Below are 12,785 nucleotides of genomic sequence, written 5' to 3'. Positions count from 1 at the left end.
ATGCCCGAACTGCCCGAGTGCGAAGCCAACCGCAGACGCGTCGAGGACGGCGCGCTCAACCGCACGATCACGGGCTTTTCCGAGGGCAACGTCACGCATCTCGACCTGCCGACGCCCTCGGAGCGCAAGCGCCTCGAAGGACGGCAATTCACCGAGGCCCGCCGCCACGGCAAACTCATCTTCGCCGGGAGCGCGACGGGCCCCTGGATCTCCGTGCACCTCGGCATGACGGGGTGGCTCGACTGCGTGGACGGGTCGTTCGAGCCACCGAACTGGGGCCATTTCGTCATCTGCTTCGAAGGCGACCGGAGGCTGGTCTTTCACAACCGGCGCAAGCTGGGATGGATGAAGGTGATCGACGATCCCGCCACCTACCTCGACGATACGGGGGTCGGACCCGACGCCATGGAGATGGGGGAGAACGCCTTCGTCGACATGCTCGGCAAGAGCCGCGGCGCGATCAAGGCGGCGCTGATGGACCAGAAGAAGATCGCAGGGATCGGCAATCTCTATTCCGACGAGACCCTCTATCAGGTGGGGATTTCTCCCAAGGCGAAAGGCAGCGACCTCGACGCCGCGACGCTGAAGAAGGTGCATTCCGCCTTGTGCGACGTGCTCGACACCCTGCTCGCCGCCAACGACGGCGGGCCGGTCCCGAAGGACTGGCTCAGGCACCGCCGCGAGGCTGGCGCCGCCTGCGGCCTCTGCGACGGGACGATCCGCAAGGCCACGGTGGGCGGCCGCACCGCCTTCTACTGTTCCGAACATCAGAGCTGAGCAACGGAGGTCCGATCATGGCCGACCTGACGACCGATTTCGTGGGCATCACCAGCCCGAACCCCTTCTGGCTGGCCTCGGCGCCGCCCACGGACAAGGAATACAACGTCCGCCGCGCCTTCGAGGCCGGCTGGGGCGGTGTCGTGTGGAAGACGCTGGGCGAGGCCGGCCCGCCCATCGTCAACGTCAACGGCCCCCGCTACGGCGTGGTCTACGGCGCCGACCGCCGGGTCCTCGGCCTCAACAACATCGAGCTGATCACGGATCGCCCGCTCGAGACGAACCTGGAGGAGATCGCGCGGGTAAAGGCGGACTACCCCGACCGCGCGATGATCGTCTCGATCATGGTCCCCTGCGAGGAGGAAAGCTGGAAAAACATCCTCGCCCGAGTCAAGGAAACCGGCGCCGACGGGATCGAGCTCAATTTCGGCTGTCCCCACGGGATGAGCGAGCGCGGCATGGGCTCGGCGGTGGGTCAGGTGCCCGAATACATCGAGATGGTCACCCGCTGGTGCAAGACCTACTACGACAAGCCCGTGATCGTGAAGCTGACGCCGAACATCACCGACATCCGCTATCCCGCGCGGGCCGCCCATAACGGCGGCGCGGATGCGGTGAGCCTGATCAACACCGTCTCCTCGATCACCTCCGTCAACCTCGACACCATGAGCCCCGAGCCCTCCATCGACGGCAAGGGCAGCCACGGCGGCTATTGCGGACCGGCGGTCAAGCCCATCGCGATGAACATGGTGGCCGAGATCGCCCGCGATCCGGAGACCCGCGGCCTGCCGATCAGCGGTATCGGCGGGGTCACCACATGGCGCGATGCAGCGGAGTTCATGTCGCTCGGCGCCGGCAACGTGCAGGTCTGTACCGCCGCGATGACCTACGGCTTCCGCATCGTCGAGGAGATGAAGCGCGGTCTCTCGCAGTGGATGGACGAGAAGGGCTATGCCCGCACATCCGATTTCATCGGCCGGGCCGTGCCCAACGTGACAGACTGGCAGTATCTCAACCTCAACTATGTCACCAAGGCGCGCATCGACCAGGATGCCTGCATCAAGTGCGGCCGTTGCTATGCCGCCTGCGAGGACACCAGCCACCAGGCCATCGCGATGAAGCCGGGCCGCGTGTTCGAGGTGATCGACGCCGAATGCGTCGCCTGCAATCTCTGCGTGGACGTCTGCCCGGTCGAGAACTGCATCACCATGGAAGAGCTCGCTCCGGGCACCGTCGATCCGCGCACCGGCAAGACAGTGGTGGCGGACTACGCGAACTGGACGACGCATCCCAACAACCCCATGGCGCGGGCCGCCGAATAGGCAGGGGCCGGAACCGCCCCCTGCCGGCAGGTGTTCCGACCGGAACGCAAGGCGGGGGGCGAGATGGAGCAGAGCTTCGATGCGATCGTGGTCGGCGGCGGGTCCGCAGGCCTGTCCTTCGCCCGCACAGCGGCCGATCTGGGGGCCTCCGTCGCCCTGATCGAACCCGGACCTATCGGCGGCACCTGCGTCAATCGCGGCTGCGTGCCGAAGAAGCTACTCTGGGATGCAGCCTGGCGCCATGTCCGGCGCGGTCTCCTGCCCGGCGCGAGCCCGCCCCCGCCTGACTTCGGCCCATTGCAAGCCGCCATCGGGACCAAGCTCCGAGCCATTCACGCGAGTTACGAGGAAGACCTCGCGCGCCGAGGCGTCCTGCGCCTCAGCGCGGCGGCCACGGTTCACCGCGATGGCTCGGTGGAGGTTTCCGGCGAGCGGTTGCGCAGCGATCGCGTGATTCTCGCCTGCGGCGCGCGGCCGACCGCGCTCGACATCCCGGGGGCGGAACTTGCGCTGACCAGCGACGACCTCCTGTGCTGGACGACCCTTCCCTCCAGCGCGGTCTTCCTCGGGGCGGGCTATATCGGCTGCGAACTCGCGGGCATCCTCGCCGCTCTCGGGGTTGAGGTGTCGCTCGTCGATCCGTCGGACCGCATCCTCGACGGCTTCGACCCCGATCTCGCCGGCGCGGCGCTCGACATCCTGAGGGAGAGGGGCCTCACCGTCCATCTGGGCGCGACGCCTGCCCGCATCACCGACGAGAACGGGGCTCGCCGCGTGCACTTCGACGATGGAGGGAGCATCGCTGCCGAGTGCATCGTCAACGCCACGGGGCGCAGCCCGAACGTGGATCGCCTCGGCCCGATCTCGTCCAAACTCGAGACGGCGAAGAGCGGCGCCGTTGTCGTGGATGAGACGTTCCGCACCGCCCTGCCGGGCGTTCATGCCATCGGCGACGCCGCGGACCGGCTGCCGCTGACCCCGGTCGCCACGCGGGACGGCGAGACGCTGGCGCAACAGCTCTTCGCCGCCGATCCTCCGGCCCCGATCGATCTCGCCTTCGTGGCCACGGCGGCCTTCGTCATGCCGCCCGTGGCCCAGGTGGGCGATCCCGACCGGGGTCGGGCGGCCGGCGGCCAGGATCTTGCGCAGACCGCCCTCGCGCCCGAGCAACACTGGAGCACCCGCACCCTCAAGAAGATCGCGCCCGGCGGGACGGACATCTGCGGCGTCGCGCTCATGTCGGACGCCGCCGCCGAGATGATCGCGCCCTTCGCGGCTCTCGTGGCAGGTGGGCGCGTCGCCGCGACGGGGGTCCATCCGACTTTCGGCGAAGACCTCATCTCCGGCGAGGATTAGGGTCGCGAGACGGCGAGCCCTTGCGAGTCGAAGACATGCACGGCCTCGGGCGAGACGGTCAGCCGCGCCGTATCCCCCCGGCCAAGCTCCGCCGTTCCCTCCACCTTCGCCACGAGCTCGAGACCCCCGTCGAGCGAAAGATGCAGGATCGCCGCATCCCCCAGCCTCTCGCACAGGATCACCCGTCCGGCCAGCCCGGCCTCACCGGGCGCCAGTCTCAGCGCCTCGGGCCTTATGCCGAGGCTGCCGCCCTCTGGCACGCCGAGTTGCCCTGCGAGGTCAGGCAACCGGGTCGGATCGACGAAATTCATCCCCGGAGACCCGAGGAACCCCGCCACGAAGCGGTTGGCGGGCCCCCGGTAGAGGTCCATCGGCGCGCCCGCCTGTTCCACCCGGCCCCCGTTCATCACCACGATCCGGTCGGCCATGGTCATGGCTTCCACCTGGTCGTGGGTGACGTAGAGCATGGTCGTCCGCGGCATCGCCTCCTTCAGCCGGGCGATCTCCACCCGGGTCGCCATCCGGAGCGCGGCGTCGAGGTTCGAGAGCGGCTCGTCGAAGAGGAACAGGCGCGGGTCCCGCACCACTGCGCGCCCGATGGCGACACGCTGGCGCTGCCCGCCCGAGAGCTGCGCCGGGCGCCGGTCCAGCAGCTCCTCGATCTGCAACATCCGCGCCGCCTCGCCGATCTTGCGGTCGATCTCCGCCTTCGGCAGCCGCGCGATCTTCAGCCCGTAGGCGAGGTTTCCGCGCACCGTCATGTGCGGGTAGAGCGCATAGGTCTGAAAGACCATCGCCACGCCCCTTTTCGCCGGGGGCACCTCGTTCAGCCGCCGCCCGCCAAAGGTCATCTCACCCGCGCTGACGCTCTCCAGCCCCGCGATCATCCGCAGGAGCGTGGACTTGCCGCAGCCGGACGGCCCCACGAAGACGACGAACTCGCCTTCCGCGATCTCGAGGCTGATGTCGTGCAGGACCTCCACCCGGTCGAACCGCTTGGCGACGTTGCTCAGGATCAGCCCTGACATGACGCGCGATCCTCCACCGGCTCAGAGGCCCGCGATCCGCGCGCGCCAGCGCTCGATCATCTTTTCGGCCGCCTCGCCCCCGGCCGACGGATCGCTGTTGGCGCTGCGGTAGACGTCCACCCGCCCGCCCCTTGCCGCGACCGTCTCCGCGCCCTCCGCCATCAGGGCGTTGAGGATGAATACCCCGACTATGGTCGACGTCGGTCCCATGGGCGAGGCAACGCCGGGGACCGCGAGTCCCGCGTCGCCGGGCACGCCGCAATTGTCGATGACGATGTCTGCCACCTCGAACAATCGGTGTCCCGAAGCGTGACGCGACGGGAAGCGCCGGGAATGTGCCAACGAGGTCAGCGCGATCACCCGCGCGCCCCGGTTCCGGGCCACCAGCGCCATCTCCACCGGAAAGGCGTTCCGGCCCGAGTTGGAGGCCACGATGACCACGTCCCCCGTGGAGATTCCGAACCGGTCGGCCAGCCCTTCGGCGCGTCCCTCCTCGCGTTCGATGCGGGTGGAACGTTCCGCGCCCCGATGCAGCATCAGGTCCTCGTCGAGGATGGCCTGTGCCGCGGCGAGTCCGCCCGCGCGGTAGAACACTTCCTCGGCCAGAAGATGCGAATGCCCGCTGCCCGCAACATGCACCAGCCGGTCCGCCATCAGCGCGTCGGCCACCGCGTCGCGGGCCGCGTCCAGCGCCGGAGCCTGGCTTTCCAGAACCCGGTCCATCAGCGCAACCAGCATGTCCCGGTAGGATCCCCTCAGGCCGCCGCTGCGGCCGGTCATCCCGCGACCTCGCCCACATAGCGATAGCGGTCGCCCCGGTACCAGCCGGTGGATTCCTCGACCGCGCGGCCCCTTGAGTCGTATCCGACCTGGGAGATGTGCAGAACCGGCGAGCCCGTGGCGATTCCCAGATGCCTCGCGATCTCGCGCTCCGCGGCGACGGCTTCCAGCGTCTGAAGGATGCGCCGCGGGCGCGCCCCCACCGCCTCCAGCCGTTCATAGAGCGATCCCCTTCCGTCGTAGTCCCTGCCGACCACATCGACGGGCACAACCACCTTCTCGAACGAAAGCGGTTCCCCGTCCGCGCGCCGCAGCCGGACCAGCGACAGCATGGCCGTGCCCAGCGGCAGACCGCACCGCATCGCGAGGTCAGGCTGGATCGGCCCGATCCGCCGCTCGAGCACATCGGTCGAAGGAACGAGTCCCCGCGCCCGGGCATCCTCGGTGAAGCCCGACAACCGGGTCAGCGCCTTCGGGATCGGGCCGGTCACCATGGTCCCGGCCCCGTGGCGCGTCCGCACGAGGCCGCTTTCCGCCAGGTCCTTTATGCAGGCCCGCACGGTGGAACGGGAGACGCCCAGCCGCGTGGCCAGATCCCGCTCCGACGGCAGCGGCTCGTTCGCCGGCAGCGTGCCATCCTCGATGGCCGAGGTGATCGCCAGCCGCAGCCGCTCCCTCAGGGGGCCTTGGCGCGCGATCAGCCGATTGCTGACGACATCCAGCATTGCGTGGGACTCACCTTTCGTCGGGGCCATTGTACCAGTGGTATGTTTAGCGCTTGTCATGAGCAAGCCTTCCCTGTCAATATGACCCGCACAGGCCAAAAAGACCAGACCAATTACACGCCAGTGACGGAACACCAACAGGGAGACCCCACATGCGACTCCACATGACGACAACGAGCGTCCTGGCAGTCCTTGCGACAGCCGGGTTCGCCACGATCGCGGCCGCGCAGACCGAGGTGCGCTTCACCCATGCGATGACCGGCGGCAGCAACCGCGCGGCCCTCGACGAGATCATCGCCAATTTCGAGGCCGCGAACCCCGGCATCACGATCAACCAGATCGTGTTCGACGACGACATCTACCAGGACACCGGCCTGATCACGCAGCTGCAGAGCAACGAGGTCCCCGACATCTACTTCCAGTGGGCGGGCTTTCCCCTGTCGCGCGACGTGGAGGCGGGCTTCGCGGCCGACATCAGCGCCGAGATGGGCGCGGGCTGGTCCGACCGGTTCATCGAGAGCGCCTTCACCGACGGGGCGGGCACCACCGTGAACGGGGCCATCCACATGGTGCCGCTCTCGCTCGATGTGACCAACACGATCTGGTACAACGTCGACATCTTCGAGGAGTACGGCCTCACCCCGCCCGAGACCTGGGAGGAGTTCAAGGCCGTCATCACCACCCTCGCCGAGAACGGCGAGACGCCGATCGTCACGGGCAACAACGAGTTCTGGCCGCTTGGCAACTGGGCCTCCCACATCGCCGCGCGAGTGGTTCCGGCCGACCAGTTCGATGCCGCCCTGCGCCAGGAGATGACATTCGCCGAGGCCGGTTTCCTGCGGCCGCTGGAGCTTCTGGAGGAGCTGCACGAGATCGGCGCCTTCAACCGTGACATGCAGGGCCTTGGCGCCGACCCGGGCATGGCGACCTTCTTCCAGGGCGCGGCAGTGATGCATCCCATCGGATCCTGGCTCGTCGGTCTCGCTGCGGACCTGGCCGACGACGATTTCCGCTACAGCCAGTTCGACACCCCCGTCATCGACCCTGACGCCGAGGCGCCTCAAAGCGTCATCGGCGTCACCACCGGACTCGTCGTTCATGCCCAGGCGCCGAACCGCGAGGCCGCGATCACCTTCCTCGATTTCCTTACCACCCCCGAAAGCCAGGTGCTCTGGGCGGAGGGCGGCTCTCTGAGCCCCGTCGAGGGCGTGACCGACATGGCGGAAATGGATCCACAGATGGAGAGCATGGCCGAGATGCTGGGCAATGCCGACGCGATGGTGCCGCCGCCCGACACCACCTATCCGCTGGCGGTCGCCGAGGCCTGGTACCAGGCCGCCGCCTTCGTCGCGAGCGGCGAGCGGTCCCCCGAAGACGCGCTCGACTGGCTCGACACGACCGTCGCCGCGCTGAACTGACCGGACGTGGGCGCGCGCACCTCCCGGCCTGCGCCCATCGCGACCGGCGCCGTGAACCTCCTGTTCGCGGCGCCGGCCCTTCTGCTCTTCGGCATGTTCGTCCTCCTGCCGCTGGCGACCTCGCTCTACTACGCCTTCACCTCGTGGAACGGCTTCACGCAGCCCGAATGGATCGGCCTGTCCAACTTCCGCCGGGCCGCAGCGGACCCGGTGCACTTGCGCGCCTACCTGCACGTCACGATCTACATTCTCGGCACGCTGGTGCTCGAGGTCGGCTTCGGCCTGTTGATGGCGGTGCTGCTCAACTCGCAGCGACGCGGGTTCGGCCTTATGCGGGGGTTCTTCTTTTCTCCCATGGTCCTGTCGATGACTGCGGCGGGGCTTCTTTGGACCTTCGTGCTCGATTATCGCTCGGGCCTGATCAACTCGGTCCTGCGCGGCTTCGGTCTCGACGACTGGGCGCAGCCCTGGCTGTCGCAGCCGGGCACGGCGCTGGGGGCCATCGTTCTGGTGTCGGGCTGGCGCTTTGCCGGGTTCTACATGATCATCTTCTTCGCCGCCCTGCGTCGCATCCCCCGCTCGGTCTACGAGGCGGCGACGCTGGACGGGGCGGGCCCGGTTCGCCAGTTCTTTACCATAACCCTGCCGATGCTGCGGCGACAGACGCTCACCTGCGTCCTGCTGGCGGTCACAGGCGGTTTTGCCGGCTTCGACCTCTTCTTCGCCATGACTAACGGCGGTCCGTTCAATGCGACCGAGGTCCCCGCGACCTGGATCATCAAGCAGGGTTTCGACAACAACCAGCTTGGCTATGCCACGGCGCTGACCGTGATCCTCGCCGTCGTGGTCATGGTGGTCTCATTGATCTACCTGCGGATGTCGGAGCGCGTCGATGCCGTCCGTTACTGACCGGCGCAGCCCGGGGGAATGGGTCCAGTTCGCCGTGGGCGGCCTCATCGTCGCGGCGATGTTCTATCCCACGGTCTGGATGGTGCTCTCGGCCTTCAAGACGAACCGCGAGATCTTCCGCGATCCCTTCGGCCTGCCCGACCAATGGCTCTGGGGCAACTTCGCCGAGGCCTGGACGGAGGGCCGACTCGGCAGTCTCTATCTCAACTCGATCATCGTCACGGCCTCGGCCGTCACCATCTCCGTCTTCTTCGCCACCGCCGCGGCCTTCGCCTTCTCCCGGCTGGAATTTCCGTTCCGCCGCACGCTGCACCGGCTGATGCTGATCGGCCTCCTGCTGCCGCCGCCCGTGGTGGCAATTCCGCTCTTCAGCATCCTTCGGGATCTCGACCTGCTGAACACCCGCTGGGCGCTGATCCTGCCGGGCGCGGCCTGGTCGCTCTCGCTCACCGTGTTCATCATGTACGGCTATTTCCAGCAGGTCCGCACCGACATGGAGGAGGCCGCCATGCTCGAAGGCGCCAACACCTGGCAGATCTTCCGCGACATCTCGCTGCCCATGGTCTGGCCCTCGATGCTGACCATGGCCATCGTCAACACGATCAACATCTGGAACGAGCTGATGTTCGCCCTCCTCTTCATCGTGGAGGAGGAGAAGCAGACCCTGCCCGTGGGCCTGATCCGCTTCTTCGGGCGCTACAGCACGGATTACTCCATGGTCTTCGCCGCGCTCACGATCACCACCCTTCCGATCCTGGCGCTCTACTTCCTGTTGCAACGCCATGTGATCGCGGGGCTTTCCGCCACGGCGATGGACTGACGCGATGCTGACCGGGGTCATCGAGGGGTTCTACGGCCGCGCCTGGCGCCGGGACGAGCGTCTGATGGTCATCGACTGGACCGCCGGGGCGGGCATGGGCGCCTACATCTACGGCCCCAAGGACGACATCCACGTCCGCGCCCGCTGGCGCAGCCTCTACGACGCCGCCACCCTCGCCGCCATCGCGGACCTGAAGGCGGAGGCCGAGACCCGTGGCCTGGCCTTCCTCGCCGCCATCGCGCCCGCCCTCGACATCACCTATTCCGATCCCGCGGACCGGGCCGCGCTGAAGGCGAGACTGGACCAGCTCGCGGGGATCGGCGTCTCCGATATCGTCCTCCTTTACGACGACATTCCCTCTGTCCTGCCGGAGTCCGACCGCGTCCGTTTCGCCGATTTCGCCTCCGCCCAGGCGGACGTGGCGAACGAGGTGGCAGGTCACATCACCGGCAGGCTGATCTTCTGTCCCACCGAATACTGCGGCCGCATGGCCGGCGGCGATCCCGAAACCAGCCCTTACCTGCAGCGCCTCGGTGCGGCGCTCGCCCCGGGCATCGAGGTGTTCTGGACCGGACCGGACATCGTGTCGGAGACCATCGAGGCGGATCACCTGCGCGCCGTCGCCCGCGTCCTGCGCCGCAAGCCGATGATCTGGGACAATTTCCACGCCAACGATTACGACATCCGCCGGGTCATGACCGGGCCGCTGGCGGGCCGCGCCCCGGGGTGCCGCGATCTCGTCTCCGGCTGGATCACCAACCCCAACAACGAGGCCGAGGCGAATTACGTCCCGATCCTCACGACCGGCCAGTACCTTCGCCACGGCGCCCCCGACCTCGACGCCGCCATCGCCGCCTGGCAGCCGCGCTTCCGGCTGGCCTTCTCGGGGGGCAGGACCCTGACCGCCGATCAGATCGCGCTGCTCATCGACCTGACATGGCAGCCCTTCGCTCTCGGCCCCGTGTCCGGCGCCATCCTGGCGCGGGCGGAGAGCATGCTCGCCCGGCAACGCCCCGACACCGCATCGCCCGACTGGCGCGAGGGCCTCGCGGAGGTGCGGGCCTTCAAGCAGCGTGTCGACCTGCTTTTCACCGCCATGACCGAGATCGAGAACCGCGATCTCTTCCACACCTTCCGTGGCTATCTCTGGGAGGCCCGGGAAGAGACCGAGCACCTGCTGACCTACCTCGACTGGCTGGACGGCGATCCGCCCCCGGACGCGGCGTTCCCCGCCCGTGACAAGGTGCACAACTTCTACCGCAGGGGCTATGGTGCGGCGATCCAGCGCCTGCTCATGCGCGATCCGGACGGGTCCATGCGTCATGTCCGCTGACACCGGCGCGATCCGCCTCCGCCACGCCACCGCAGAGGATCACGCCGGGCTCTCCGAGGTCTGCCTCCGGACCGGGGCGGACGGCCAGGACGCCCGGGGCCGCGAGGATGACGAGACCCTCCTGGGCCTCATCTTCGCCGTGCCCTACCAGGTCTTCGCACCCGTGCACGCGCGGGTGCTGGAGGACGATGCGGGCATCTGCGGCTATGTGCTGGGCACCGAGGATTCCGCCGCCATGCACCGCTGGCTGACGGAGGACTGGTTCCCCCGGTTGCGCGCCCGCGTCACGGACCCCGGGCCGGACCCCGCCCGCTGGCGCGGCAGCGACTGGGCCCGGCGCCACATCCACGCGCCGCCGCCCCTGCCGCCCGTCGATCCCGCGCGCTACCCGGCCCATGGCCATATCGACCTTCTGCCTCGGGCGCGGGGTCAGGGCTGGGGCCGCCGGGCGATGGAGGTGCTGATGGCGGGCCTCGCGGAGGCCGGGGCGCCGGGTCTCTATCTCGAGGTCAGTCCTCGCAACGCGGGCGCTCTTGCCTTCTATGCCCGCCTCGGTTTCGAGACAGCAGACGTGGGCCAGCCCGACACGGTCGTCCTCGTGCGGGACCTTCCCCGCTAAAGACGCTGCACCGCCTCCGCGATCGCCCGCCCCAGCCTGCCGTGGGCCTCCGCGCCGAAATGGATGCCGTCCACCTCCGACACCTCGATCACCCCTCCCGCGTCGAGGAAGCCGCAGCCGCGGCCGCTGGCCAGCCGGTCCAGCTGCTCCGCCAGACCCTGCGCCGCCTCCTCGGCGCCGAGGAACTCCCCCCGCAGCGCGCCGACCTCCCGCACCGGCGGCGGGCACACGAGCAGCACGCGCAATCCGTCATGCTTCTCCTGCGTCTCGTCCGACAGCGCCATGTCGAGAAGTCCCGCAAGCCCCGCCGCGATCCGCCCGACGCCGGGCTGAAAGCGCGACTTCAGATCGTTCGTGCCCAGCATGATCACCAGCACATCGAGGGGGCGATGACAGTCGAGCGCGATGCGCAGCCCCGTCCGCCCGTTCATGTGCACGCCCATCACGGGATCTTCGAACTGCGAGGTGCGCCCCGGAAGACCCTCCTCGATCACCGTCCAGTCCGGCCCCAGGGCAGCGGCGCAGACGCCCGGCCAGCGGTCGGCCGGGCCAAGCCGGCCGAGGTCACCGCGTCCGCTCATCGGCAGGGTTCCGTGGGTGTTGCTGTCGCCGAAGGCCAGTAGCACGGGCATCTCGGGGTCCTCCTCCCTGTTGCTGCCGCGACAATGCCTCAGGGGTCGGTGCGCGCAAGCATTCGCTCTTTTCACCGCCCGCCCCCGCGCCCATATAGGGCGTGATCCCAGACCCCCGGACAACAGCGAGGACGTGATGCTCGAACTCGGCGGACAGACCCAGGCGACTTCCGACAGTGACCTGATCAAGGACGGCACCGACCAGTCGTTCATGACCGACGTGGTCGACGCGTCGCAGAAGGTTCCGGTCATCGTCGATTTCTGGGCAACCTGGTGCGGTCCCTGCAAGCAGCTCGGCCCGGCGCTCGAGGCCGCGGTGAAGAAGCAGAACGGCAAGGTCCGGATGGTGAAGGTCGATATCGACCGCAACCAGGCTGTCGCGGGCCAGCTACGGGTGCAGTCCATCCCCACCGTCTACGCCTTCTGGCAGGGCCAGCCGGTCGACGGATTCCAGGGGGCGCTTCCACCCAGCCAGATCGAGGAGTTCGTCTCGAAACTCGCCGCTCTTGCCGGCGGCGAAGAGGGGGACGGGCTAGCCGAGGCGGTGGAGGCGGCCGACACGATGCTGGCCGGCGGCGATGCCGCCGGCGCCGCCGAGATCTTCGCCGCGATCCTGCAGGAGGATGGCGAGAACGCCGCCGCCTATGCCGGCCTCATCCGCGCCTATCTGGCCCTGGGCGAGGTCGATCAGGCCAAGGCGATCCTGAACGGCGCCCCCGCCTCCATCACCGAAACGCCGGAACTCGAGGCCGCCCGCGCGGCCATCGCCCTCGCGCGGCAGGCCGCGAACGCCGGTCCAGTGTCCGAGCTCCGCGCCGCGGTGGAGGCCGATCCGGCGAACCACCAGGCCCGGTACGACCTCGCGACCGCGCTCCTCGCCTCGGGCGATACCGAGGGCGCCGTGGCCGAACTCCTGGAGCTTTTCCGCCGCGACCGGGAGTGGAACGAGGGCGCCGCCAAGACGCAGCTCCTGACGATCTTCGACTCGCTGAAACCGACGGACCCGGTCGCCCTGAACGGACGTCGCAAACTGAGCTCGCTGATATTTGCCTGACACACCACGCGG

13 protein-coding genes are annotated in these 12,785 nt (G+C 68.4%); 9 read left to right on the top strand and 4 right to left on the bottom strand.

Annotation, left to right across the window (positions count from 1 at the left end):
• The 3 genes from EAT49_RS06205 to EAT49_RS06195 all read left to right on the top strand — a co-directional run bounded on the left by EAT49_RS06205 (position 1) and on the right by EAT49_RS06195 (position 3,455).
• A complete protein-coding gene (locus EAT49_RS06205; protein ID WP_123641440.1) occupies positions 1–777 on the top strand; it encodes a DNA-formamidopyrimidine glycosylase family protein in 777 nt (258 codons plus the stop codon).
• A gap of 17 nt (positions 778–794) precedes the next feature.
• Positions 795–2,099, top strand: coding sequence for an NAD-dependent dihydropyrimidine dehydrogenase subunit PreA (preA, locus tag EAT49_RS06200; protein ID WP_123641439.1), 1,305 nt, complete (start codon positions 795–797; stop codon positions 2,097–2,099).
• A 63-nt stretch (positions 2,100–2,162) separates the two neighbouring features.
• Entirely contained in the window at positions 2,163–3,455 is a 1,293-nt protein-coding gene (locus tag EAT49_RS06195) for a dihydrolipoyl dehydrogenase family protein (protein ID WP_148078729.1), read from the top strand.
• Here EAT49_RS06195 and EAT49_RS06190 read toward each other — a convergent pair.
• Genes EAT49_RS06190 through EAT49_RS06180 form a run of 3 tightly spaced genes read right to left on the bottom strand, consistent with a single transcriptional unit; the run spans position 3,452 to position 5,988 of the window.
• A complete protein-coding gene (locus tag EAT49_RS06190) occupies positions 3,452–4,483 on the bottom strand; it encodes an ABC transporter ATP-binding protein (RefSeq protein WP_123641437.1) in 1,032 nt (343 codons plus the stop codon). The genes EAT49_RS06195 and EAT49_RS06190 overlap by 4 nt on opposite strands.
• Positions 4,484–4,504: 21 nt before the next feature.
• Entirely contained in the window at positions 4,505–5,263 is a 759-nt protein-coding gene (locus EAT49_RS06185; RefSeq protein ID WP_221181441.1) for an SIS domain-containing protein, read from the bottom strand.
• Positions 5,260–5,988 carry a GntR family transcriptional regulator gene (locus EAT49_RS06180; protein ID WP_185020674.1) on the bottom strand — a complete coding sequence of 243 codons (729 nt, stop codon included), beginning with the start codon at positions 5,986–5,988 and terminating at the stop codon, positions 5,260–5,262. Before EAT49_RS06180 ends, EAT49_RS06185 begins: the two co-directional genes overlap by 4 nt.
• Positions 5,989–6,140: 152 nt before the next feature.
• On the opposite strand from EAT49_RS06180, the gene EAT49_RS06175 reads away from it, so the two are divergent.
• The 5 genes from EAT49_RS06175 to EAT49_RS06155 are packed head-to-tail and all read left to right on the top strand — an operon-like array spanning position 6,141 to position 11,087.
• The gene (locus EAT49_RS06175; RefSeq protein WP_123641435.1) at positions 6,141–7,406 is read left to right on the top strand and encodes an ABC transporter substrate-binding protein; all 1,266 of its coding nucleotides are present in this window, start codon (positions 6,141–6,143) and stop codon (positions 7,404–7,406) included.
• Positions 7,407–7,412: 6 nt separating this feature from the next.
• Positions 7,413–8,315 carry a carbohydrate ABC transporter permease gene (locus EAT49_RS06170; protein WP_123641434.1) on the top strand — a complete coding sequence of 301 codons (903 nt, stop codon included), beginning with the start codon at positions 7,413–7,415 and terminating at the stop codon, positions 8,313–8,315.
• A complete protein-coding gene (locus EAT49_RS06165) occupies positions 8,299–9,135 on the top strand; it encodes a carbohydrate ABC transporter permease (RefSeq protein WP_123641433.1) in 837 nt (278 codons plus the stop codon). Before EAT49_RS06170 ends, EAT49_RS06165 begins: the two co-directional genes overlap by 17 nt.
• 4 nt (positions 9,136–9,139) lie before the next feature.
• A complete protein-coding gene (locus tag EAT49_RS06160; RefSeq protein ID WP_123641432.1) occupies positions 9,140–10,468 on the top strand; it encodes a beta-N-acetylglucosaminidase domain-containing protein in 1,329 nt (442 codons plus the stop codon).
• Entirely contained in the window at positions 10,458–11,087 is a 630-nt protein-coding gene (locus EAT49_RS06155) for a GNAT family N-acetyltransferase (protein ID WP_123641431.1), read from the top strand. The genes EAT49_RS06160 and EAT49_RS06155 overlap by 11 nt, the downstream gene beginning before the upstream one ends.
• Here the strand turns inward: EAT49_RS06155 and EAT49_RS06150 are convergent.
• Positions 11,084–11,719: an SGNH/GDSL hydrolase family protein gene (locus EAT49_RS06150; RefSeq protein ID WP_123641430.1), complete on the bottom strand. Its 636-nt coding sequence runs from the start codon at positions 11,717–11,719 to the stop codon at positions 11,084–11,086. The two genes, EAT49_RS06155 and EAT49_RS06150, sit on opposite strands and share 4 nt — an antisense overlap.
• A 136-nt stretch (positions 11,720–11,855) precedes the next feature.
• Between EAT49_RS06150 and trxA the strand changes: the two genes are divergently transcribed.
• A complete protein-coding gene (gene trxA / locus EAT49_RS06145) occupies positions 11,856–12,773 on the top strand; it encodes a thioredoxin (protein WP_123641429.1) in 918 nt (305 codons plus the stop codon).
• Positions 12,774–12,785 lie beyond the last annotated feature (12 nt).

Origin of the sequence: Histidinibacterium lentulum (assembly GCF_003789055.1) — a bacterium.
Lineage (GTDB): Bacteria > Pseudomonadota > Alphaproteobacteria > Rhodobacterales > Rhodobacteraceae > Oceanicola > Oceanicola lentulus.
The sequence above is the reverse complement of the archived record's forward strand: the minus strand, read 5'-3'. Positions and strand labels throughout refer to the sequence as shown.